Origin of the sequence: Pseudomonas sp. BIOMIG1BAC, from assembly GCF_001705995.2 — a bacterium.
In the GTDB taxonomy this organism is placed as follows: Bacteria; Pseudomonadota; Gammaproteobacteria; order Pseudomonadales; family Pseudomonadaceae; genus Aquipseudomonas; species Aquipseudomonas sessilinigenes.
The window spans coordinates 397507-422530 of the sequence record NZ_CP049045.1 but is presented as its reverse complement, the minus strand read 5'-3'; the positions used below and the strand labels follow the sequence as shown (position 1 = coordinate 422530).

The 25024-nt window shown below is 63.2% G+C and carries 8 protein-coding genes and 1 pseudogene; 1 reads left to right on the top strand and 8 read right to left on the bottom strand.

All coding sequences use genetic code 11. From position 1 onward, the window contains the following. Positions 1–11 precede the first annotated feature (11 nt). The 4 genes and pseudogenes from ATY02_RS01845 to pgaC form a co-directional block, all read right to left on the bottom strand. Positions 12–12512: a hemagglutinin repeat-containing protein gene (locus ATY02_RS01845; RefSeq protein ID WP_068576651.1), complete on the bottom strand. Its 12501-nt coding sequence runs from the start codon at positions 12510–12512 to the stop codon at positions 12–14. A 27-nt stretch (positions 12513–12539) separates the two neighbouring features. Beyond that, a complete protein-coding gene (locus ATY02_RS01840) occupies positions 12540–14273 on the bottom strand; it encodes a ShlB/FhaC/HecB family hemolysin secretion/activation protein (RefSeq protein ID WP_068576653.1) in 1734 nt (577 codons plus the stop codon). Positions 14274–14852: 579 nt separating this feature from the next. Further along, positions 14853–15365, bottom strand: coding sequence for a poly-beta-1,6-N-acetyl-D-glucosamine biosynthesis protein PgaD (gene pgaD, locus ATY02_RS01835; protein ID WP_068576655.1), 513 nt, complete (start codon positions 15363–15365; stop codon positions 14853–14855). After that, positions 15365–16609, bottom strand: a pseudogene (pgaC, locus tag ATY02_RS01830) (poly-beta-1,6-N-acetyl-D-glucosamine synthase); the annotation flags it as partial. The pseudogene pgaC and the gene pgaD, both read right to left, overlap by 1 nt. 43 nt (positions 16610–16652) lie before the next feature. Here pgaC and ATY02_RS01825 point away from each other — a divergent pair. Beyond that, positions 16653–17690 (top strand): IS630-like element ISPa47 family transposase, encoded by a 1038-nt coding sequence (locus ATY02_RS01825; protein ID WP_011911785.1) that lies wholly within the window; start codon positions 16653–16655, stop codon positions 17688–17690. 136 nt (positions 17691–17826) lie between these two features. Here ATY02_RS01825 and pgaB read toward each other — a convergent pair whose 3' ends face one another. The 4 genes from pgaB to ATY02_RS01805 all read right to left on the bottom strand — a co-directional run bounded on the left by pgaB (position 17827) and on the right by ATY02_RS01805 (position 24953). Continuing rightward, on the bottom strand, positions 17827–19824 hold the full coding sequence (pgaB, locus tag ATY02_RS01820; protein ID WP_068576230.1) for a poly-beta-1,6-N-acetyl-D-glucosamine N-deacetylase PgaB: 1998 nt from the start codon (positions 19822–19824) through the stop codon (positions 17827–17829). 12 nt (positions 19825–19836) lie between these two features. Beyond that, positions 19837–22314, bottom strand: coding sequence for a poly-beta-1,6 N-acetyl-D-glucosamine export porin PgaA (gene pgaA / locus ATY02_RS01815; protein WP_068576232.1), 2478 nt, complete (start codon positions 22312–22314; stop codon positions 19837–19839). A gap of 283 nt (positions 22315–22597) precedes the next feature. Continuing rightward, on the bottom strand, positions 22598–24100 hold the full coding sequence (locus ATY02_RS01810; protein WP_068576234.1) for a YdgA family protein: 1503 nt from the start codon (positions 24098–24100) through the stop codon (positions 22598–22600). 217 nt (positions 24101–24317) lie between these two features. Further along, the gene (locus tag ATY02_RS01805; protein ID WP_068576236.1) at positions 24318–24953 is read right to left on the bottom strand and encodes an NADH:ubiquinone oxidoreductase subunit N; all 636 of its coding nucleotides are present in this window, start codon (positions 24951–24953) and stop codon (positions 24318–24320) included. Between the last annotated feature and the right edge of the window lie 71 nt (positions 24954–25024).

The following is a 25024-nucleotide window of genomic DNA, read 5'->3' as shown; positions in this document are numbered from 1 at the left end:
ACATGGCTACTTCAGACCATCCTTAGCCAATCCGGACGTTGAGTGACCTCAATCCCACCCTGTGCAAGTTCTTTATCCTCACCCAGAGCTCTGAGCGGATCGTCCTTCAATCTCTGGTCTGTTTCGGCACTCTGCTTATCACTGACCAGCTTCCATTTATCAATCACTCCTTGGCAATCAGGACTACCTGATTTGCGGCAGTCAGACATTTCTTTATCAAAGGTTAACGATTGCTCTAGGCTTAGCCAGTTGTTCTGAACAGCATTGGTACCCGCCTGCGCGCCCGTCACAGCACCGCTCAGATCACCACCAGCAAGCCCGCCCACCAACCCCGACGCCAATGTCGAAAGCGCCGACACCGTCTGCCTCTGCTCCTCGCTTAAATCCTTGGGTGCAGTATTTGGATATAGTCGTGCCGCAATTAGCTCGCCTGTGGCTGCTCCTGCCGCACCTGCACCAGCGGAGTTACCCTGAACCTGAGCAACCACAGCTCCCAACACAGCCTGCGCCATGATGCGCGCCGTGTCGTTGCTCCCAGTTGTCTGCTTGATAATGTTCGCCAGGTACGGCGCCGATGCACCGGCGATTGCTGAACCGATATCCCCTCCCACCAATCCTTGCAAGGCAGCCGTCACCGCTTGAGCCGCACGTTGATAATCGCCCCCCGTACCGTACGGCTGCATCACCGTACGGGTGACCTGCGCGGCAATCTGTTCATCGGTTGGCCGGGTATTACCCTCACTGGCCAGCTTGTCTCGCGCAGCCGCTATCGCTTTAGGGTCTTTTTGAGCATTGGCAGCGTTAATAGCGCCTTGAGTACGAACAACATCCGCAACCTGCGTGCCTATATCCCCAATCAACTGCACCTGCCGCAGGCGCTTCTGCTCCTTCTCCTTATCGAAGATCGGACTGATGCTGCCGTTGGCATGTTCGACGTCATGGCTGAGGGTGGTTACGTCTTGCTTCTGCAGGCTGGGGTCACGGATTTCCAGAGTGCCGTTGGAGATCGCCGATGAAGTAGTGCCGCTGGCACTGCCACTGTGGTTGTAGGCGATCAACGTGCCACTGGGCATATTGCTGATAAAACCGTCCGTACCGCCGTTGCCGCTGCTGACGCTGGCGCTCTGGATCTGGCTTGTGTAATCGGCCTTGTTCTTGAGGTCACTCCAGCCCAAGGTGCCAGTACTCAGCCGGTTCTTGTCGGCTTCTGCTGTACTGGCAATAACACTGCCATCAAGTTGAGTGTGCTTGCCTACCTCAACCTGATAGCCGCCCTTACCGGCAAACAGCCCGGTTTGCTCCTGCACGCTCTGGTATTTGGAGTCGATCTTGCTCTGGCTGACACTGAGGGACCCGCTGCCCGTCATCGTGCCAATCGTAAAGCTCGCCCCTGCGCTGACATTGCTCTGTTTGGACTTGTAGTTGTCTGTGTCCTGCAAGCTTTGCAGTGTGAGGTCACGTCCTACATTGGCGGTGATCTTGTCGGCGTTGACCTGCGCGCCCTTGAGCGTGGCATCCCGGCCACTGACCAGGCTAGCGTGGTTACCGGCGTCTAGGGTGGTTTCGGTCCAGGTAGTACCGTTACCTTTCTCATTACCCGTTCCCTTGTTGCCGTTGGCGAAGATGCTCAGCCCGGCACCACTGGAGCCAAATCCGATGCTCGCCCCAACGGCGCCACCGCTGCTGCTGTTCTTGCCATCCAGCCTTTGGGTATTTGCCGCGGCATCCAGATTGATATCGCGATTGGCTACGAGTTTGAGGTCCTTGGCAGCCTGCAACTTGCTGCCATGAACATTGATGTCGCCATCGCTTCCAAGACTCTCCTTGCCGGTAGCCAGAATGCTGAGACTTCCTCCCGCATTCAGGCTGCTCCCCTGGCTCACTGTCTGTTCCTGGGTTTGCTTGGAACTGGACTTCTGCGACCCAAGGGACAGGCTGATGCCAACGAACTGCCCCACATTGTCAGCGTTCATCCCGCCATTTTGCTGCGCTGCCTGCCAGGCCTGGATACCTGTAAGGCCGGCCTTTATGCCTTGCAGGGCAGAGAGCCGACTGTCGTCTTCTTCCTTGGCTTGCTTGGTTGTCTGGTACGCCGTATCGATAGCGCTGCCAACGGTGCCGGAAAGAGCCAGGGTCAGGCCGCTGGTCTTGCTCTTGGAGGTCTGCTCGCTGCGGTTGTGATTCTCCGCCGCAAGGATGCTGACATTCTGCCCAACGAGGTTGATGTCCTTGCCGGCGACGACGTCAGATCCTTTTATGCCCAGGTCCTTGCCGGCCTGGATATCGACGTTGCCCAGCACACTGCCGATGGTACTGACCTTGGCATTCTCGCTGGAGCTGGTCGAGGTGTTCTGAAGCGAAGACGATCCCAAGGTGAAGCCGATACCGCCACTGCTCAACAGGCCGGATTTCTTCTTCGACGTCGAATGACTTTCTTCACTGGTTTGCGTAGCACTGTCGATGGCGACATTGCGCCCAGCGACCAGGCTGGTGGATTGGGTGGATACGACATTGCTGGCAGTAACGCCGATATCCTGCCCAGCGCGCACAACCACTTTATCGCCACTGACGGAGGATCCCTCCTGCGTGGTTGAACTGCTGCTGTCGATACGTGTTTTCTGAGTGCTGGAAAGCCCTGAGCTACTGGTCTTGGTCTTGCGGTAGTAGCTGTAGTCACTGTTCTGGGCCGCATCCAGGTTCACATCACCCACGGCATACAAATAAGCTTCATTCCCCGCCGTCACCCGGCTGGCAATCAATTGCAGATCTTCACCGGCCTTGAGCGTGACATTGCCGCCAGCGGCCAGGGTGGTCGACACCTGCTGAACATGATCCTCCTGGCTCGTCACCTTCTTGGTCTTGCTCGCCGAGTGCTGCTCATTGGCGGCTGAAACCAGGTTCAGGTTTTCCGTGGCCGACATCGTCACATCGCGCTTGGCCTCGATCTGGCTGGCGATGGCGGTGATGTCGCGCCCTGCGCTGATCGCAAGATCACGCCCGGACTGCAAGCTGGAGCCGTTCTGGGTCACGCTCAGGTCGTTGTAGCGTGTGCCCCGGTCGTTGCTGACCACCTGCTCCACCGCGCTGAGGTTGACGTCACGCCCCGCCTTGAGGCTGGTATCCGCACCGCTCTTGAGCACACCGCCGTTGTTGTTCAGGTCGCGTCCGGCGTTGATGACCAGGTTGTTCGCAGCCTCCACCCTGGCCGCGTTGTCGACGAAATCGCGTTGCTGGGCGTAGCTGCCGTTGCTGCTCTGGTGGCTGGTCAAGGTGCGCTCGTTGAGCACGTCGCCCCGGGTCGCGGTGAGGTTCACATCACGGCCAGCGATGATGCCTCCAGCCTTGTTCACCAGGTTGTTGCCCGCCAGCAGATCGAGGCGGTTGCCAGCCTCCACCAGGCCGCTGTTGACCAGGTTCTGTCCGGCCTGGGCCGAAAGGTTGTTGGTCGCCCGCAGGGTGCCGACGTTGTTCAGGTCTTGCCCGGCGATCAGGTTGACGTCGCTGCCAGCGATCAAGGCGCCATTGGGTGCCAGGCGATTGTTGGAGTGGGCCAGGTAGAGCACCGGCACCAGCACCTGCTCGCCATTCACTTCGGCATTTTCCAACCAGACGATGTCGTGGGTCAGGGCCGCCACCTGCTCGGAGGTCAGGCTCACTCCGACTGCCAGGTTGAGCTGCTGCTTGCTCTTGATGGCGTTGTCCATCAGGTACTTGAACAGCTTCTCGTCGGTGTCCTGGCCATTGATGAAGCGCTGGCCGGTGCGGGCGGTTACCGCTTGCTGGATCAGCTTCTGTTCGTAGAAGCCATCGCCCAGGCGCTTGGCGCTGTCGTCCGGGTTGTAGCCCAGGTTGGACAACAAGTAGTCGGAGCTCATGAACTGCTTGAGGTCGGTGAGGACCGGGTTGGTTTCGATCAGGTACTTGTGCGGATTGCTGCGCACGCTGCTGTCCGGCAGGCCCTGTACGCGCTCGACGCTGACCGGCATCTGCGACTGGCCGTTCAGGGTGGCGGGCTGGCTGATGCCTGCATCCGCCGTCGAACGCCCGGGCAGCACTGGCCCTGGTACCGTGCCGGTGGCAGGCAGGCTGCTGTCGACCACCCGGGCCTCGCCACCGACCTGGGCCAGGACCGGAGCGACCGCGTTCAGGTCGGCGGAACGGGCAGTCACCTGGGCGGTATCGGCCATGTTGATGTCCCGCACCTGGGGAGCCGCCTGGCCTTGCTGGCGCTGCGTGCTGCTCAGGCTCGCACCGCCCATGGTCCAGCTCTGTGGAGCCGTGGTGGCGGGCGTACTGCCGCTCTGGCCGCTGAGGCGAAACAGGCCGTTTTTACCCGTCGGCAGGCTGAAGCCGGGCAGGGCCAGGGGATTGACCTGCTGCTGGGCAAGGTCTGGTGGCAACTGCTGGTTGAGCGTGATACGGGTCGCGAAGGTGGTGCCGGGCGCGTCGGTGTTGGTCCGGGCGCCACTGCCAATGTAGGTATAGCCCGGGCGTACCACGCTGTTATCGATGCCGTTGCCAGCGTTGATGTTCACGGCGCCACCGGCTTGCATCACCGCCGCATAGCTCTGGTCGCCACCGGCGATTTTTACACTCTTGCCAAACTGCGGCAGCTCAGCCTCGGTCATGCCAATAAAGCCGGCCAAGGCACCTTCCAGGCCGCCCAGGTCATTGGGGTTGTAACCCGCGCTCTGGAACCAGTATTTGTTGGTGACGGCACTGGCGACGTTGTACCAGGACCCTGCGTTCTTGGTCCGTTGCGAGCGGAACACCCGGGTGGTTTCGGTCTCGCCGGTTTCGATGCCGCTGTTGGTCAGGTTGTTGACCGTGGCGACCAGGCCCCCCCCGGCGGCGATGGTGCTGCTCTGGTTGAGCAGGTCGCCGCCCTTGATCGTCAGGTTGGCGCCAGCGGTAATGCTCGATGCGGCGCTAGCCTCGGTGACTTCGAACTTGTCACGCTGGACGACTTCCCAGACGTGGTTGCGCTTGCCCCCACAGTCCCCGGCGTTAACCCCCTTGATACAAGCGATTTCGCCGATGCGAGCGGTGTAGATGCCCTTGTTGTCGGTTTTCAGCACTGCCCGCACGTTCTCGATGGTACTGGCCGCCAGTGCCATCGACCCATCGCTTTGCAGCGAGCCGGAACGGTTGACGATACGGTTGGCCAGGGTGCCCTTGCCATCCCGGTCGATCGCCAGGTTGCCCAGGCTGTACACATCGGCATAGCTGTTGGTCAGGCTCTCGACCCGCAAGCCCATGTCGCCGCCACTGAATACCAGCCCATGGTCGTTGACCAGGGCACCGGTGGTCAGTACCAGGTCACCGCCCGCGCCGAGGGTTCCCTGGTTGGCGATACCGCCCGCGACCAGGTCGAGCCTCGCAGCGGAGGTCAGGCGCCCGGCATTGTTCAATTGGCCAGCCACCGACACCGAGGTGTCGCCACCGCCAGCGATACTGGCGGCACTGTTGAGGTCCAGTTGCCCGGCTGTCAGGCCCAGGGTGCCGCGGCTGCTCACGCGACCACTGCCCGAGTAGGCACCGCTCAGGTTGAGACTGAGGCTGGCATCGCTGGCGATCAGGCCATCGTTGCTCCAGTTGCCACCGCTGCCGACCAGCGCCTCGCTGGCCAGCAACTGGCCGCTGGCACTCTGGCTGAATTGCCCGACGTTGACCGTCAGGCGCCCGGCCTGGATCACGTTGCTGTTGTTCCAACTGTCGGCGTTGAGGGTCAGCCCACCGCGAGTGACGATACTGCCGCCGGCGCCGGTGACGTTGGCGGTGGCAATGTCGAAGGTGCCCCGGCCGACATGCAACAGGCTGCCGCCGCCATTGAGGAAGCTGCCCACGCCCAGGCTCAAGTCCGTGTTGGCGCTTTCCAGGGTGCCATTGCGATTGTCGAACTGCCCGCCGATCTCGAATCGGGTGCTGCCGCTGGTGCCCAGGGCGCGCAGTTGCCCGGCCTGGTTGTCGAGGCTGGCGGCCTTGATCGCCAGGGTGCTGTCGCTCTCGATGATGCCCAGGCGGTTGTTCAGCGCACCGCTGAGGTCGAGATCGATCTGCCGGCCAGCGATCTGCCCGTCCTGGTCGCCGCTGTTATCGAAGTTGCCGCCAGTGACCTTGACCAGGCCCTTGGCATAAAGACCACCGTTGCGGTTGTCGAAGTCGCCGGTGCTGATCAGCGCGTCGCCACTTTGTGCCGAAATGCGCCCACCGTAGTTGTCGATACCCGCCAGGGCCCTGAGGCTCAGGCGCTGGGCCTGGATCACGCCGCCCTGGCGTTTGTCATTCAGGTCGTAGCCGTTTTTCAGCACGCCATCCAGGTTGGCGGTCAGTGCTCCCTGGAGACTGGACAGCACACCACCGCGGTTATCCAGGGCCCCGGCGGCGAGGGTCAGGTCGCCGGCCTTGGCCACAAGGTGCCCGCCCTGGTTATCGATATCGCCCGTGGTCAGGTCCAGGGCACCCTGGCTTTGCAGGGTGCCCTTGGCATTGGCCAGGCTGGCGGCACGCAAATCGATAGCGGCATTCTGGCTGTAGATCAGGCCGTCGCCGCTGTTGTGCAAGGCGCCGTCGACATGCAGGGTCAGTTGCTCGTTGGCGGCCACCGTGCCGCGATTGCGGTTGTCCAGGCCGGCCGCGAACAGCTTCAACAGGCCCTGGCTGGCAAGCTGCCCGCCCTGGTTGTCGATCTGCCCGGCCCGCTCGATACGCAGCGGGCCACCACTGGCCAACTTGCCCTGGGTGTTGTCCAGGTTGCCCAGCAGGTCGAGGGTCACCGCGGCATTGCCCACCAAGCTCCCGTGGCTGTTGTCCAGGCGCGTGGCGTTGAGGCTCAGCGCCTGCTGGGCATTGATGGTGCCGCTGGCGTTGCCCAGGGTCATGGCGTTCAGCACCAGGGTCGCGCCGCTGTCGATCAGGCCTCCCTGGGCATTGCTCAGCAGGCCGCTGACGTTCAGGCTCTGCCCGGCACCGCTGGAGAGGATGCCGCCGTTACTGTTATCCAGGTTGGCCGCCGCCACCGTCAGGGCTTTCTGGCTGACCAGGGCCCCGGCACCACTGTTTTGCAGGTCGCCGCTGACTTGGGCATCCAGTGCACCGCTGCGACTGGACAGGGTTCCCAGGTTACGGTTGTCCAGGCTGCCCAGGTTGGCACTCAGGCCCTGCCAACCGGAAACCAGGCCGCCCTGGTTGTCCAGGCCTTGGGCCGTGAGGTTCAACTGCTGGTTGCTGATCAGCTTGCCGGCGCTGTTGTCCAGCTTGCGCGCCGCCAACTCCAGGCTCTGGTGGCTGGAGACTTCGCCGCGGCGGTTACTCAGGTCACGCAGGTGGGTGATGCGCAGTTGGCCGTCGGTGCTGATCAGGCCATCGTCGTTGTTCACGTCGCCGGTGGCGTTGCCCAGGTCCACGGCAATGGCGCCGCCCAGGAGCGAACCACCGCGGTTGTCCACGGCGCTGCTGTCGAGGTGCAAGCTACCGGTGGCGTTGATCAGGCCTTGCTGGCTGTTGTTCAAGGCGCCTGCCAATTGCAGGTCGAGATCGCCACGGCTGGTCAGGGTGCCGCCGCTGTTATCCAGGCTGGCGGCCCGGACATCGAGGGCCGCCGCTGCGATCAGGCCCTTGAGGTTGCCCAGGGCCTGGTCGATGCGCAGGGTCAGGGCCTGATTGCTCAGGACCTTGCCATTGCTGTTGTCGAGGTTTTGCGCGGCCAGGGTGAAGGCCTGGGCCGAGGAGATCTCACCGCCCTGGTTGTTCACCTGCCCAAGGTTCTTGAGCACCAGCAACGGTGCGTTGATCAGGCCTTTATGGTTGTTCAACGGCCCCTGGCCCAGGTCCAGGGTCAGGGCGGTGTTGCTGAACAGCTGGCCGCCCTGCTGGTCAAGACCGGTGAGGCTGGCGTCCAAGGCACCGGCGCTGGCCACGCGGCCGCCGTCCTGGTTGGTCAGGCGTCCGGTTTTCAGGGTCAGGTTGGCACCGCTGTTCAAGCGACCGTTCTGGCTGTTGTCCACAGCGGTGGTAACCACATGAGCGGCGCCTTTGGCGCTGATGTTGCCCGCGTTGCGGTTATCCAGGCCGGCACTGCCGAGCAGCAACGCGCCATCGGTGACGATCTCGCCCTGCTGGTTGAGCACGTCCCCGCGCTGTTCCAGGGTCAAGGCTTGGGCACTGGAAACACTGCCCCGGCGGTTATCCAGGGCCTGGCCTTCGAGCGTCAGGTTGCCCTCGGCGCTGATCAGGCCCTGGCGATTGTCCAGATCGCCTTGCAGGCGCACCTTGAGGTCTTGCTGGGTCAGCAACAGGCCATCGGTGTTGTCCAGGTGGCTGCCATCCAGGCCCAGGCCGGCCTTGCCCGAGAGCAGACCCTTGTTGCGGTTGAGCACCTGGGCCACGACCAGGGCCAGGCGCCCCTCGCTGAGCACCTTGCCGCCATCGCCGTTGTCCAGGTGGCTGCCGCCCAGGGTCACGTCGGCCCGGCTCGACAATTCACCGCCACGGTTGTCCATGGCCGCGACCGTCAGTTGCAGCCCCTGGGTCGCACCCACCAGGCCACCCTGGCGGTTGTCCAGGGAATCGCCACGCAGCAGCAGGGTATTGCCAGCCACCAGTTGCCCGCCCTGGTTGTCCAGGCTGGCGATCCTGGCGACCACCTCGGCCTTGCCGGATACCTGCCCCTTGCGGTTATCCACGCCAGCGGCCTGCAGCTCCAGGCGTTCATCGGCGATCACGGTGCCGTCCTGGTTGAGCAGGCGAGTGTCGACCTTGAGTAATTGCGTACCGCGACTGCTGATCAGCCCGGCGCCGTTGTCCAGGCTTTGGCTGTGCAGATCCAGGGTCTTGGCCGACACCAGGCCCTTGAGGTTGCTCAGGGCCTGTTCGATGCGCAGGGTCAGGCCCTGCTGACTGATCAGCTTGCCGCTGCCGTTGTCCAGGCTGCGAGCGGCCAGGGTGAAAGCCTGGGCGCTGGAGATCTCGCCATCCTGGTTGTCCACCTCGGCCAGGTTCTTCAGCACCAGCAGCGGTGCATTGATCAAGCCCTTGTGGTTGGTCAACCGGCCCTGGTTGAGGTCCAGGGTCAGGGCGCTCTTGCTGAACAGTTCGCCGCCTTGTTGATCGAAACCGCTGACGCTGGCGTCCAGGGCGCCTTCACTAGCGATCCGACTGCCTTGGCCGTTGCTGAGCTGGGTGGCCTTGAGTTCGAGGCTGTCGCCGCTGACCAGCTTGCCACCCTGGGTGTTATCCAGGATGCCCGTGTCGATCCGCGTCGCACCCTTGCCGCTCAGCAGGCCCTGCTGACTGTTGTCCAGGTCCTGGCTGTGGATGAGCAACCCGGCGTCGGTGGTGATCGAGCCGTTGCGATTGACCAGTGCCGCGCTACTGGCCAGTTCCAGGGCTCCCACGCTCGACAGCTTGCCGTCGGTGTTGTCCAGGTTGCCGACCCGGGCGTTCAACAGGCCTTCGCTGCTGATCTGCCCTTGCAGGTTGTCCAGGGCGTGGTCCAGGCCAATGTCCAGCCCTTGCTGCGCCACCAGTCGGCCCCGGGTGTTATCCAGGGTTTGCCCTGTGAGGTTCGCCGTGCCCTTGGAAAACAGCAGGCCCTGGTTCTGGTTGAGCACCTGGGTCATGTGCAAGCCCAGGTCGGTCCCGGCCAGGAGCTTGCCGCTGTCGCTGTTGTCCAGGCGCGTGCCGTGCAGGGTCAGGCCCTGGCTGCTGGAAATCTCCCCTCCTCGGTTATCGACCTGCGCCACGTCCAGTTTCAGCGCTTTTGTGCCGCCTACCAGGCCACCCTCGCGGTTATCCAGGGAGGCCCCACTGAGCTCCAGGTCGCCTTCGGCCACCAACTCGCCATGCTGGTTGAGGACGCGGGTGAGCTGGGCGACCAGGGTGCTCTTGCTGGAAATCCGCCCTGTACCGTTATCCAGGCTGGCGGCCTCCAGGCGCAACGGCCCTGCGGCGCTGAGCAGCCCACCACGGTTGTCCAGGTGCGCGCCCTTGAAGCTCAGGGCCGCCAGGCTATGCAACAGCCCTTGCTGGCGGTTATCCAGTTGCTCGACGTCGAGTTGCAGCTTCTGTTGGGCCCGCAGCTTGCCGGTGCGGTTATCCAGGGCATCGGCGCGCAAGGTCAGCAAGTCCTTGCCATCGAGGCTGCCATGGCGGTTGTCCAGCCGACTGGCCTGCACCTCAAGCGCACCCTTGGCGTTGATCGTACCCTGCTGGTTGTCCAGCAGCCCCTGGAGATGGGCATTCAGACGGCCATCGCTGACCAGGCTGCCACCCTCGCGGTTGTCCAGGCTGGCGGCATTGAGGTCGAGGCTCAAGGCCGAGCCAAGCATGCCCTTGCGGTTGTCCAGGGCGCCGCTCAGGGTAATGTCCAGTGCCGCATCGCCGCTCACCTGGCCGTCGCCGTTATCCAGGCGGGTGCCCTTGATGCGAGTGGTCCCGAGGCTGGAAATCTCCCCACCCTGGTTATTCGCAGCGTCAGCCAGGCCCAGGGCCAGGTCGGCCTTGCTGGTCAGCACGCCGTCATGGTTATCCAGGCTGGCGGCCTGGGCATCCAGGCCAGTGGCAAAGATCAGGCCTTCAACGTTGACCAGCGCCTGGTCAAGACGCAGGGTCAGGGCCTGGTTGGCCAACAACTTGCCATGGCTGTTATCCAGGCTTCGAGCCATCAGGGTGAAGGCCTGGGCGCTGGAAATCTCGCCATGGCGGTTGTCCACGCTGTCGAGATTCTTCAACGCCAGCCTCGGGGCGTTGATCAGACCGCCCTGGTTGTCCAGGTGGCCGTGATTGAGGTCCAGGGTCAGTTCCGTGGTGCTGGTCAGGCGTCCGCCATTGCCCTGCTCCAGGCCCAAGACACTGGCATTCAGGGCCTGGTTGCTGGCGATGCGCCCCGCGTTGTTGTCAACCTTCGCGGCCTTGAGCTCCAGGGTTTGCAAGCTGGTGAGCTGGCCGGTGCGGTTGTTCAGCGTGCCGCTGGCGTCCAGGCGCAGGTGCTGGCCAGCGGATGCCAGGCCCGCCACGTTGTCCAGGCTGGTCACTTGCAGGGTCAGGTTGCCGGGGGTGGACAGCTCGCCGCCACTGTTGTCCACCTGCCCCACCTGGGCGTTGAGATTGGCGCCGCTGTTGACCAGGCCACCCTGGGTATTGAGCAGCTGGCCGGCAGTCAGGTCGGTGTTACCGGCACTGAGCACCCGGCCCTGGTGGCGGTTGTCCAGGGTCCCGGCATTGACCGTGACCTGGCGCTGCCCGCTGAGGGTGCCGCTCTGGTTGTCCAGGGTTTGCGTGGTGCTCACGCTCAGATCACGGCTGGCCACCAGGCTCTTGCCGGCGTTGTTCAGGCTCTGCGCACTCAGGCTCAAATCGCCCTGGGCATTGCGGCTGTTGTCGGCATTGACCCCGGCCTCGATGATGCCCTGGTTGTTCAAGGCGCCGCCGCTGGTGAGCGTGATGCGGTCCCGGGCCACCAGGTTGTTGCGGTTGTGCAGGTCGCCCTGGGTTTCAACCTTCAGTTCGGTCCCGGCATACACCGCGCCCTGGGTCTCCAGGCCCTGGGCCTTGATCGCCACTGCGCCCTTGTCGGCCGTCACTTGGGCCATGCGCAACTGGCCGTTGGCGTCGAGCTGGATATCGCCACCGCTGGCGATCAGCTTGCCGTCGAGCTTCACCCCCACGCCGGCTTCGGTGCCCACCAGCTTGATCGCCCCGGCGTACATGCCGCCCAGGGCCGAGGAGTCGATGGCCAGTTGCGGTGCATCCGCCGGGTTGGCGGCCCGGGCGGTGGCCTTGAGGGTCTGGGCGTCGACGTCGTTGGCGCCCGTGACCAGCGCCAGGTGCCGGGCCTGGATCTGGGCGTTGACCTTGGCGCTGCGGGTGATGATCTCGAACTGGTCGATATTGCTCGCGTTGAGCCCTGCACCTTCGATGGCCACGCTGCCCTGGTCCACCTGGTAGCGCTGCAGCTGGCCATTCTCGATCACCGGCTTGCCGGTGGTCAGGGTGGTTTTCGGGGTGTTGATGAACCCGCAGCCATTGCAGGTGACGCCGTAGGGGTTGGCGACGATCACATGGGCCGATTGCCCCGCCACTTCGGTGTAGCCCTTGAGTTGGCTCGGGCTGCCGCCGTTGACCTCGTTGAGGATCACATTGGCCGCGCGGCCACCCAGGTTGGGGTTGCCGAGGATGATCCCGCCCAGTTGCGTGGACTGGGTACGGTCGGTGGCGTTGTTGAGGATCACGCCCTGCTGGCCGACGTTGTAGTCGCTGAACTTGTTGTGGGACAACCCACCGCCATTGGGCGCGGCAATGTTGACGACAGGCACGCCATTGCCCGCCTGGCCGAGCGTGGTGCCGCTGCCGTTGACTACGATGCCGTCGGCCATCACCACCAGCGGCTGCCAGAACATCACGTTGGCCAGGATGAACGCCAGGCCACGCTTGGACAGGCCCCAGAACGAATCACGCGATTGCAGGGCGGCGGAGGGCTGGCGGGCCAGGAAGGCAAACTGACGAACGTCCATGTCGGGTATCTCGGGTAAAGAGCGAAATTAGAGAAAAAGATCCAGGCGGAAATAGATCGGGGCTTCGCGGTCACTCAGGGCATCTGGCCGCTCGAGGGAATGGGCGAAGGTCACGCTGGCGGCGAGGTGCTGGCCACGGGCGAACAACTCGATGGAGTCGCTGGACACCCGCCCGTGCTGCTCGGCGTTGTAGCGGTCGTGGCGAATGGCACCCACGTCATACCCCAGCCCCGTGCCGTACTCGGCGAACACCGGGCGCAGCCAGTCCCAGGTCACCGGGCGGCTCCAGCGCAGGTCGTTGCGCCAGTAGTAGCCGCTGTCGCCGTTGAGGCTCTGGTCCTTGTAGCCGCGGATTGAGGACTGGCTGCCCAGGCTCATGCGCTGGGAGCTGAACAGGATGTCTTCGCTGCGCTGGCTGGTGACCAGGCTGCTGAACACCAGGGACTCGTCCCACAGCTTGAACGGCTGCAGGTAGCTGGCGGTGGCGGTGTACTTGCGGTAGCGGGCGTTGGCCTGGCGGTTGCCGTACTGGTCGCGCTCGGACTGGCGCTGGGCATCGAACAGGCCGACCCCCTCTTGCAGGCCCAGGTCGAGGTTGACGAAGGCCCCGCCAATGCGCCGGCCATGGTTGATGCCCCACTGCATTTCGCTCAAGCGGTTGCTGCTGGTGCTCAGCTTGCTGTCTTCGATGTAGTTGTTGGTGCGCAGGTGGGTCAGGCCGGCGTTGAGCGAAGTCTTGCTCACCGAGTCGCGATGGATCACCCGCTCCACGCGCAACTGGTGGTTCTGGCTGTCGCCGGTCTGCTTGAAGTTGAAGCCCTGGCCTTGGGCCAGGGAACGGTACTCGCTCTGGCTGTAGCTGTAGTTCAGGTTCCACCAGCCCAGCGGCAGGTTGTAGTAGAGCATCGCATTGCGCGAGGTCTTCTGGTGATCGCTGATTGCGTCATGGCCGCCGCGCAGCACCAGCTGGTCAGCCAGGCCCAGGGGGCTGTCCCATTCCAAGGAGCTGCCCCATTGCTGCTCGCCGGTGCTCTTCTGCCCGTCGTTGCTGCGGGACAGACCGACCCGCCAGGGCTTTTGCGGGGTGTTCTTGACCAGCACCTCGCTGCCACCCACCGCCTGGCCGGGGGCCAGTTCCATCTGTGCCTGGTTCGACGGCAGGCGGTTGAGCTGGTCGACCATCTGCTCGATTTGCCGCAGGTTGAGCAGTTGCCCGACACTCCCGGGAAACGCCATGTCCAGCTCGCGCGCCGTGAGCTTGCTGCCTTCGGCCGCCTTCAGGCCTTCAAGGCGGCCCTCCACCACCAGCACCTGCAGGTGCCCGCGGGACAGGTCCTGCTGCGGCAGGTAGGCACGACTGGTGACCAGGCCTTTGGCGATGTAGTGGTCGGTAATGACCTTGAGCAACTCGTTGAGCTGGGCCACGCCCAGGCACTGGCCGATGTAGGGCTTGAGCAGGCGCTCGCGCTCGGCGGCGGACAGGGCGTCGGCACCCTTGAGCTCGATGTGTTCGATGGGGAAGCAGCGGCTGTCGGTCGGGGCCGTCGGCGCCACCGGCAGCGCGCTCTTGCCAGGCAGGTCCTTGAGGTCTTCGAGGCGCCGTTGCTGCTCTTCCAGCAGGCGGTTCTGGCGCTCGCGAATCAGGTCCTGGTCACCAGGATTGTTCAGCGAGGCAGCAGAAGCACTGTTCAGTGAGCCGGCCAAAAACACCAGGCAGGACAACACACAACACAACCTCATCCCGAGGGTAGGAAAATACATGTTCGATCCTTCGAAACAGCAGCAAAGAGTCACAAAGCGGGCGATGCTAATTTGCCATCACTCAGGCGTCAATTAACTATCGACAACTTAGACTGAACACTTTCTTGTCTATAAGAATGATCCATGGCGAATGATCGAATGTTCAAAACAATCACCATGAATATAAAAAAATCATATATATCAAAGTGTTATCCGCCATTCGCGCCAGACCCCGCAAAGCACCGGAAAACCCCTTGTTCCAGGGGATTTGCCCGCAAAAAAAGCGGTGCATTAACAACGGCATTTCGGTTTCAGGCACAGGTACTGCCAGGTTGCTTGAAACGCTAGCGTACACGTTGCCGAACAGCGCTGCAGAGCATATCCGGGCAAATAGTCAGCAGTCATCCATGGCGTCAATAATTTAGGGAATTTCGGAAATTTCCTATAATTCAAACTAACTAGTTGATATAAAAAGAAATTATAAATTTCTCACTGCACACTTCATATTGCCGACGAACGGTAATAAAAAACCCGGGCCTCAAAGCCCGGGTTACTCATTTCAAACCAGCCATGCGGGTGCATGGGGTCATGGTCATCGCACTAGGCCTTGTCCTCATCCCCCTCCGAGCGCAGGTGGATCACCCGGGGTGGCGGTTCGGCTACCAGGGGCGGATGGGGCTGGTCCTCGGGCTGGATGCGGTAGAACTGGGTGGTGACATGGCTGATGCCACCCTCCGCGTCGTTGTGCACGACCAGGCTGCCGGGTTGGCGCATCTGGGCGAAAGTGGCATCGCTGAGCTTGAAGGTCTCGCTCAGGCGCTTGTCGTCCACCGCCGGGGCCGGCAGACGTGGTGGGTAGTTGCGACTGCGCCGCTGGCGATAGCGGGCCCAGGAGATCAGCAGCACCGCGTTGATCACTGCCACCAACCCATAGAACTGCAGGGTGGTCAGGGCATCGAGCACACCGGCCTCGAACCTTGGCCCTTCATGGCTGGCAAGCAACGGCCAAAGCCCACGGATCAGCAAATAAAGGAGCGCGGCCCAGGCCAACAGGGTGAAGAAGACATCGACTATCACCAGGAAGGGGCGCTGGCGGGTGCGGATGATTTTCATCAGCGCGCCTCCTCTTTGTCATCGATGGGCTTGATCCCTCGGTCCGGGCTGATCCAACGCGCGCGCTTGCGGTGTTCGCTGAACAACACCTTGGGAAAGCTCACCAGGGTGGTGAACAGGCTGATGAACCAGAACGCCAGGGGGTACCAGACCACCCAGAACATGGTTTTCCACAGGTCCTTCTCGTAGCGGCGGTCGATCAGGATGCTCACCGCGAACTGGGTCAGGCAAACCATCGCCAGCACCAGGCCGGTGAAGGCCGGCGGCACGATGGTGTGCACCGCGATGGCCTCGGGCATGACGATGAACTTGCCCAGGGCCCAGAAGATCACCGACAGCAGGAAGGTGAAGGCCCAACCGGTGGACAGGCAATAGTCGAACAACAGGGTCCACAGGTAGCGATGCCGCCATTCCCAGATGCCACGGATGTTCTTGAACAACACCTCGGCACCACCCTGGGCCCAGCGCAGCCGCTGCTTCCACAGGCCGCGCAGGGTTTCGGGCATCAGGATCCAGCACAAGGCGCGGGGCTCGAAGAACACGTACCAATGGTCCAGTTGCAGCTTCCAGCTGACGTCGATGTCCTCGGTGATCATGTCCGGGCTCCAGTAGCCCACCCGATGCAGCGCCGTGCGGCGGAAGGCGACGATCACCCCGGAGACCGTGAAGACTTTGCCGAACACCCGCTGGGTGCGCTTGATCAGGCCAATGATCGAGGAGAACTCGCCCACCTGCACCCGGCCCACCAGGGTCGAGCGGGTACGAATGCGCGGGTTGCCGGTCACCGCACCCAGGCGTGGGTTATCCAGCATTGGCGCCACCAGGTAGGCCGCCGTGTTGGGCGCCAGCAACGCATCACCGTCGATGCACACCAGGTACTCGCTATGGGCTGCCACCGCGCCCATGCGCAGGGCCACCGCCTTGCCCTGGTTCTGCGCCAGGTGCAGCACCCGCAGGCGGGGGTCGAGGACGGCCAACTGGTCGAGGATCGGCCCGGTGTTGTCCTTGGAGCCATCGTTGATGGCGATCACTTCGATGTTCGGATAGTGCTGGGCCAGGGCCGCCTGGATGGTATCGGCGACGTTATCCCCCTCGTTGTAGCAAGGGATGAGGATGCTGATCAGCGGCTCGCCGGCCAGCGGAGGTGGCAAGGTATCGTCGTCCCACGGCCAGTGGCGCTCCCAGTGCAGCCAGAAATACAGGCCTCCGGCGATCCACAACGCCGACATGAACAATGGGTAGTATTAACCTGGCAAATAAATAGGGCATATTAGATAATCTGTCTCCATGAAAATAGATGCCCGTAAACTCAGCCCCCAAGAACAACGTGAAAAGCGCTCCACGGCCCTACGCATGCGTGAGCAGGGTTACACCTACAAGGCTATTGGCGAAGCGGTTGGTGTTCACCCCCGCACTATTGCTCACTGGGCGCAGGTCGCAGAACATAAAGGCGAAAAGGCTGCCATTGCCGGCGGCCAGCGTGGTGTGCGCCAGGGTGATCGCCGCAGTTTGAGCTCCAGCCAGGAAGTGCTGATTCGCACCTTGATGACCGATAAGATGCCCGACCAACTCAAGCTCGGCTTTGCGCTCTGGACGCGTGATGCGGTGCGAGAACTGATCCGCCAGCGCTGTGGTTTTCTCATGCCGGTTCGAACGGTTGGTGAATACCTCAAGCGTTGGGGCTACACCCCGCAGCGCCCACTGCATCGGGCTTATCAGCAGAAACCTGAAGTGGTTCAGCACTGGCTGGATAATGAATATCCACGCATCGCACAGCGGGCCAGGGCTGAGAATGGTGAGATTCAGTGGGGCGACGAAACCGGTATGCGCAGTGACAGCCATGCTGGCCGCAGCTACGCCCCTATTGGCGAAACGCCGGTGCGCCTGGTCAGCGGCAGTCGTTTTTCCACCAACATGATTTCCACCGTGACCAATCGGGGCAAACTGCGCTTCATGCTGTATCGGGAAACGCTGACAGCCCCAGTGCTGATTCGCTTCCTGAGTCGCCTGATTCGCGATGCTCAGGGCCGCAAGGTGTTCCTGATTCTCGACAACCTGCGCGTACACCACAGCAAAAAGGTGAGCGCCTGGGTTGGCGACCGCAAAGAGCAAATCGAACTGTTCTTCTTGCCGGCCTACGCCCCGGAGTTGAACCCTGACGAGTATTTGAATTGTGATTTGAAACATCAGGTTCGCACGGGCTTGCCGGCGCGTAATCAGGACGAACTGGAAAGGCGTGTTCGCTCGGTCATGAGACGATTGCAATTACGCCCTCAAAGAATCCGTTCTTATTTCCGGCATCCACGTATCGCCTACGCAGCATGATTTGGTGTATTTGATTGCCGGGTTAATAGAAGACGAAATCCATGAGGAATTCGCCAGTCACCACGAAGATCAGGCCCAGGGGTACCCCCATGACCAGCGCCAGGACCACCACAGCGAAGATACGATCCATCATGATTCATGGACTCCATTTGTTGGAGAGCGCGGGCCGCAAGGTCTTCAGGTCCGGTGAGTTCTCGAGGAAGTTGTCCGGGTAGTAACCGAAGTTGATGGCACCCTGGCGCTTGAGCCGGCCCATCCAGTCGGCCATCTGCGTGGCGGGCAAATCGCTGGCAGGCTTCTGGGTCCAGTCCCGGGCCTGGAGTTCGAAGACCGTGCGCTGCAAGGCACCGGGGCGGGTGCGCACCTGATCCACCAGGGCTTCCAGCCAGGGCCCGGAGTGCCGTGGGCTTTGCCCTTCCATCAACGGCATGGCCATGGGCGCGGTCCAGTCATAGCTGACGAGGAAATCGTCGAGGTTCTGGGCGAACCAGGTTTCGCTCTGGGGATTGATGATCGGCTCGGCGAACAGGTTGCGCGCGGTCTGCACCTGGGGCCCGCGGATCGCCCGGACCTTGGCCGCCAGTTCATGGGTGAAGTCGATCAGGTAACGGCTCTTGAAGCGGGTCCAGCGTTGCAACGCGGCGGGGTCGTCGCGCAGCCCGGCGATGGAACCCGGCAGCCCCTGGGCGGCATAGGCACGCAGAGCCTCGGGGCTGGCGTCCTCGAAATCCGAGAGCACGGCGTCGTCATGGAACAGGATGCCGTCCACCGAGGTCATGCGCGCCACATCCTCGTACAGGTCGCCGATCAAGCGGCGTACCTGCGGGTCGAAAGGCGACAGGCGCCGGTATTGCTTCGGATCGACCGCCACCTGGCCGGTCTGCGGGTCCCAGCGCGTGACCCGGGGCAGCCTGGCGTCCAGGTCGAAACTGAGCACCGGCATCCAGGCATAGACCTTGACGTGGGAGCGGGTGCGCAATTGCCAGGCGACCCGGTCGAACAGGTCGGCACGCATCGGCAGGTGGCGATTGGGGAAGTACAGCGACTGCACCAGCCCGTCGCCCTTGGGATCGGCGAAGGCCTGGAGGAACACGGTATTGGCCCCCAGGTCGGCCATGCGCTGCACCAGCTTGCCGAGGTTGATCTCCTGCTGCTTGGGGTCCGGGTCGTAGACGTTGTCCAGGTCCACGTGCACCACGCGCATGGGCGCCATGGTCTCGGTGCCGACGATGCTGTTGGAGAAGTGGATGCCGTCAGGGTCCGAGACCACCAGGAAACGCGGGCTGCTCATCAGGTTGTCGAGACTGTCCAGGCCATCGTCCAGGGTCAGCGCCAGCTTGAAGCCCTGGCTGTCGACCACTTGCAGGGTCGAGCCATCGGCCGTGCCATAGGGCCAGACCCAGACCCGCGGACGATAGCCGGTGGCCGCCAGGATCTTGTCCGAGATGGTGCTCACATCCTTGCGCATCCGCGCCTGGAACTGCGCCTCGCTTTCATAGCGTCCGGTGCGCGGGTCGTAGCGTCGGGTCGCGGCAGCGGGCTGCATGTTGCCCTGGGGGTTACCGAGGATGCCCAGGTGGCTGCTGTCGGTGTGGGCGGCGATCTCCACCAGGCCGGAACGGGAGATCTCGCGGATCTGCGCCCAGGTCAAGAATTGCGAGCGCGGCCGCAGGTCGCCGGCGAAGTTCACCGGCTGGTCGGCCGGGGTGTCGATCCAGGTGCCCACCGGGGCCAGGAGGGCCGGCCAGCGATAACTGCGCAGCACCGGCATGACCCGGGTATAGAAGCTCGAGTAGCCGTCGTCGAAACTCAGCAGGATGGCCTTGGCCGGCAAGTCCGGACCGCCCCGGCGTGCCGCCAGGATCTGGTCTACGGTGACCGGCTTGTAGCCGTTCTCCCGCAACCAGGCCAGTTGCTGGAGCATACGGTCGGTGCGCACCGCCACCACGCGCTGGTCCGGGTTGCGATCCTCGATATCGTGGTAGGCGATGCCCAGCACATGGTTTTTCGGCCAGGGCGCTTCGTTGTTCGGCAACGGTCGTTGCGCCGGGGTGACGAAGTCCGCGGCAGGCTGGGAACAAGCACTGAGCAGCAGCGCGCCCAGCAAGAGGATGCAACGCTCGATCAGGCTCATCGTCACCGTCCTCTAGAAGCGATAGGTAAGGTCCACGGCCAGGCGCAAGTCGGTTTCCCGCTCGCCGTCGTAGGGTCGGTTGATCACGCTCAGCACCGCGCCGATATCGAACACGTCGTTCCAGCTATAGCGCTGGCCGTAGCTGACCAGGCCGACACCGCCGGTGGAATAGTCGCGCTGGCTGTAGGTACCGACGCCGAACTGGAACTGCTGGCTCCAGGAGGTTTCGTAGCGGTGGTAGAGCACATGGTTGACGTTCACCGTCGGCAAGACGCTGAAGTCGGACTTGGGATTGAAGTACGGCGCGTCGTCCCGGGTGTTGTGGCTGGTACCGACCTCCAGGCCCAGGTCGACCTGGACTTCGGGAGAGCGGTACACCCCTTCGCGGCCGGTGAGCAGGGCTTCGAAACGGTTGTTGCCATCACTGAAGTGCGAGGGGCTCAGGGACAGTTTCCACTCCCGGCTTTCGTTGGCGCGCCAGCGCAGGAAGGCGCTGCCGCCGTTGGCGCTGATGTCGTTCTTGAGGGCCCGCAGCGGGGTCGCGGCGGTGAGGTAGTCAAGGCTGCCGCCGTACTGCCAGTGGTCGTCGATGTCCCGGGCCAGGGCTATGCGGGCGCCGGTCTTGTTGCCGTAGCCATAGGAGTGGTTGGAGACCTCGGCCTCCAGGGTCATGTCGCGGGTGCGCCGTTCCACACCCAGCAGCTGCCAGCGGTGGTTGCCCTTGCCCTCCTGGAAGTCACCCATGGCGTAGCCGACGCCAGCGAACACGCGCCAGTCTTCATCGATGGGCGGGCTGTAGAGCCGACTCTCAATGCCGAAATCGCGGCTCCCGGAGACGGCCCCGGCGCCATTGCTGCCGCCGCCGTTGCTCTTGCCGCCATAGGTCGAGACCCGCAGCTCGGCCATATCGTGCACTTCACGCTCCCGGGCCAGACGTTGCACCGAGCGGTTCTCCGGATAGCGCTCGACCACATCGTCGGTCAGCGCATCCAGTTGCCGCCATTCCTGCAGATCCTTGGCGGTGTGCCCTTGGGCGACTTCCAGGGCGACATCGCGCGGCGCCACGCTCTCGACTTCCTTGAGCAGGTTTTCCGAGCGCCGCGGCCACTCCCGGGCCAGGTACAGGTTGGCCTGGGCCAGGCGCACGCTGACATCACCCGGGGCCTTGGTGGCCAGGTCGTCCAGGCGCTGCTCGCTGTCAGGCAGGTTATTGCCGTAGGTACCGGCCTGGGCGGCCAGCAGTTGCGCGTCCATCCAGTCGTCGTTGGGATCGCCCACCGTCTGCCCCACCAGCTGGATGCGCTGGGGCTCGCTGTTGGCCAGGTCGTTGGCCACCTTCAGCGCCGCCTCGGGCTGTTCGCTTTCCAGCAGCGAGTAGTACAGGCCGGTGGTGTCTTCGACGCGATTGCCTCGGTCGGCATCCGGGGCGCTCAGTACCTTGCGGTACAGGTCGGCGGAAACCTCCGGCTGGCGCTGGTCGAGGTAGGCCGAGGCGACCCAGCGCAGGGCGTAGGTGGGAATGGCCACGCCGGCGGCGGTCAGTTGCTCGTACTCGCTGATCACCTCGGCGGTACGCGCCCGGGACTTGAGCGCCCCCAGACGGTCGATGCGCCAGCGGGTCACGTCGTCCTGGGCCTTGGGATCGTTGCCCCAGGCGGCGAACAGTGTGTCGTAGTCGGCCAGGGCGCGATCGGCCACCACGAAGCGTTCCTTCTCGCTGCGGCTGGCCAGCTCCGACAGGCGCACCCGCTCGGCAGCCAGGTCGGCCTCCATGCGCCGCTGGATGACCGGGTCGATCAACCCCGGATGCTGGTGTGCCAGGCGCACGGCCGGCTCCGGCAGGCGGGCGCGTTGCAGGGCATAGATGTACTCGCGCAGTACGTCGGGCCGCTCGCCGGCACGGACGAAGGCCTGGTCGTATTCCACCAGGGCATCCTGGGGTTGGTTGGCCCGGGTCAGGGCGTAGCCCAGGGCCAGGCGCCGGTTCGGATCCTCCGGCTTGGCGGCCACCAGCGCCCGGGCCCGGGCCACGGCTTCGGCGGGCTGGCCGGCGTCGGCCTGGGTCAGGGCCAGGCCCAGTTGCAGGTCGGCGTTCTTGGGGTCGCGCTCCAGCGCCTGGCGATAGAGCCGGGTGGCGTTGTCCCACTGCTTGAGGTTGCGATAGGCCCGGGCGGTGGCGGTCAGTGCCTGCACTGGCAGCACGCGATTGCGCCCCTGGGTCTCGTAGACATTCACCACTTCACTATCCAGCCCGGCCCAGCTGGCGATCTGCAAATGGTCACTGACCAGCCCGTTGGTCAACTGGTTGGCCGGTACCTGGCGCAAGTGGCTCAGGGCCGGGGCATAACTGCCCGACCGGGCCTGGATGATCAACTGGTCATAGGCGGCGTCGGCGAATGCCAGCCCGGGCAACAGCAGCTGGCTGCACAGTGCCAGACGAAACAACGGGCGCAGGCCAAAGCGGCGAGCAGGATGAACAGTGCATTGCATTTCGTCAGCACCTTTACATGGCTGGCCGGAGTGCCGCGTCCACGCCTGTACACCCCCGGCGACCGGGACCAAGCGACCCGGCGAAACTTTCCGGGAGAAGTCTTCCACGTAGGTTAGTTCAGAAATTGCAACGCAATAATTATTCAGAATCAGATTGGCAGAGCGTCCCCAAAGCCCCGTGCACCGGGGCCTTGGACAGCACGACGCCCGGGCTGTGGCATCCACGGCACCGGGCGTCGAGGGTGGTGCAGCCGATCACCAGTGGCGATCGGGCGGCGGTCGCTTATTGCTGTGCGCCGGCGCCGGCCACCTTGCTCATGACGAAGCCAATGAACTGCTCGACCGTCATCTTCTGGCCGTTGAAGTTCACTTCGTTGTTGGCGTAGTGCAGCGCCGAAACCACGTTGTTGCCTTCCAGCTTCGCCAGTTGGGTGGCCACGGCCATGGCGCTGAGCATTTCGGCGGTGGCCGCGCCCTGTTCGGCGATCTGCTTGGCGTCGGTCATGCCTTCGGCCTGGGCCTGCAATGCGGCCAGGTCCGCCACCATCGGCTTGGACAGCGACAGCTTGGCGTCGAGCTGGCTGATAAGTTGCTTGCCCAATTCTGCGGTGGGCAGCTCCAGGCTCTGCGGCTTGGCCAGGTTCAGGCCCAGGCTGAAGCGGCTTTCGCCGTTGCCGGTCTTGAGTGCCAGGCTTTCCAGGGCGATCTGTGGCTTGGCGGCCAGGACCTTGTTCACGGCCGCACGGACCTTGGCCTCCTCGGCTTCGCTCATTTGCAGCTCAGGTGCCTCTTCGCCCTTGGCCGAGGCCTCGGCGGCAGTTTTTTGGTACGGCTGCAAGACGTTCTGATAGACCTGGACCAGCTCCAGCATGCCCTGGCTGTCCAGGTCCTTCATGCTCCAGAGCATCTCGGCGGAACCCACGGCCTTGCCATCGAAGACAATCTCGCCCACGCGGTAATCCGCGCGACCGGCCACGCTGCTGCCGGTTTCTTCACTGGATGTCTTCTGTTCGAAGTTCTTCAGGGTCAGTACCGACTGCTTGTCGCCGAAGGTAGCCTTCAGGCCGCTGAGCTCCAGGGTGTTCTGGCCCAGGTAGTAGTCGAAGCTGCTCTTTTGCAGGTTGCTGGCCAGGGTCAAGCCTTTGATTTCCATCTTGAGCGGGGCTTTGTCCGGCGAGCTGAGGAACAGGTCCAGGCTGTCCATATAGCCGTCGACCTTGGCCTTGCGGCGATTCTCGCTGACGCTGAAGGTGGCGTTCAGGCCAGAGAACTTGAGGTTGTTCAGCTCATCCAGGGCCAGTTCCATCGGAGCGAAATCCAGGGTGCCCTCGGCGGACAGGTCATAGCCGACATTGACCACGCCGCTGAACGGTGCAGCGCCCTTGGTAGCCGCAAACCATTTGTCGGTCTGGGAGTTGTTCACCAGTTCGTAATGACTGGAAGCCATGACGGGTAGCCACTTGAAGCGAACCAGGCGCGAGAACGGCAGCGGGCCGTGCTCGATGTGGTCGGCGATCAGCAGTTCCAGGTCACCGTGGAACACCTCGCCCTGGCCCTTCAAGCGATAGCGGGCGTTGCTGCTGAACACACCGCGCTCCAGGGACACCAGCTCCAGGGTCGCCGTGGCGTCGTAGCCGATCAGCGCTGCCTGCAGCTCCTTGTTGCTCTCGACGATCTGCTGCTGCAGAACCCCTTCCAGCTTGGTGCCGGTGTACCAGGCGCCGCCGGCACTGATTGCACCCACTGCGACGACGATTCCTAACAGTACGCCTGCTGATTTATTCATGTTTGACCCGATCGATATCCATAGTTTGAAAGTGTGCTGGTCTTCCCTGAACCCATGACGGGTCGCGGCTCGACTCCGCGTGAAACCGGCGCAGATTAGCATTGGCAATGGGGCGCAGTGCAACAGTGGCGCAGCTGCAAGCGCCAAGCCGCAAGCTCCAAGCAAAAGCGAAAGGCAGGGGCCTGCTGGCTTGTGGCTTGTGGCTTGCCGCCTGTCGTTAGGAAAATTCGAGCTCGAGGGCATCGAGTTGATGGTCGAAACTCTTGAGCCGGGCGCTCCAGGTGTAGACCAGCACTTCGAAGTCGCGATCGATCACCGCGCTGTTGCCTCGGGACTCGCCACGGGGGTCGCAGAAATCCAGTTGGTAGCGCTCCCGGGCCATGGCTGTGGCGACATCCGACAGCTCTCGGGCATTGCTCAGCCAGTGGTGGCCGTCGTCGGCTTGCTTGTCGAGCCGCATGCACTGCGCCTTCAGCGCCTCCAGGCTTTTTTCCAGCGGGGTGCCGGTGAGTTCGCCCATGACCTCGGCGAAGGTCCGCCCGGGCTGCCAGTAGCTGCCCCAGAAGTACCGGTCAAAGACGGTCTCGACCCGGCGCAGGGCCACCTTGGTGTCCCAGATGGCCACCAGGGTCTTGCTCTGCTCGAGCTGCCTCTTCTTGATTTTCTGGCCCTGGAACGAGGACCACGCCACCACGCCGATGGCCATCACCGCGATCAAGGCGCTGGCGCTGTCGAGAAACACCATGGCCTTGTCGATCTGGTGGGCCAGCATGACCCCGTAGAAGTAGGTGGCAGACAGCAGTATCAGGGCGCAGAGCGCGCACCAGAAGCCCGGAGCATAAGGGTTTTTCATTATTGGAATCCCCATGGCCATCACGCTTTGATCATGGCAAGGCGCCCGGCACTCGGCGTCTTGCCAACTGA

Bases quoted from the DNA above. Each gene is read 5' to 3' on its own strand.
- ATY02_RS01845 (WP_068576651.1), bottom strand. From the start codon at position 12,512: ATGGACGTTCGTCAGTTTGCCTTCCTGGCCCGCCAGCCCTCCGCCGCC.
- ATY02_RS01840 (WP_068576653.1), bottom strand. From the start codon at position 14,273: ATGTATTTTCCTACCCTCGGGATGAGGTTGTGTTGTGTGTTGTCCTGC.
- pgaD (WP_068576655.1), bottom strand. From the start codon at position 15,365: ATGAAAATCATCCGCACCCGCCAGCGCCCCTTCCTGGTGATAGTCGAT.
- ATY02_RS01825 (WP_011911785.1), top strand. From the start codon at position 16,653: ATGAAAATAGATGCCCGTAAACTCAGCCCCCAAGAACAACGTGAAAAG.
- pgaB (WP_068576230.1), bottom strand. From the start codon at position 19,824: ATGAGCCTGATCGAGCGTTGCATCCTCTTGCTGGGCGCGCTGCTGCTC.
- pgaA (WP_068576232.1), bottom strand. From the start codon at position 22,314: ATGCAATGCACTGTTCATCCTGCTCGCCGCTTTGGCCTGCGCCCGTTG.
- ATY02_RS01810 (WP_068576234.1), bottom strand. From the start codon at position 24,100: ATGAATAAATCAGCAGGCGTACTGTTAGGAATCGTCGTCGCAGTGGGT.
- ATY02_RS01805 (WP_068576236.1), bottom strand. From the start codon at position 24,953: ATGAAAAACCCTTATGCTCCGGGCTTCTGGTGCGCGCTCTGCGCCCTG.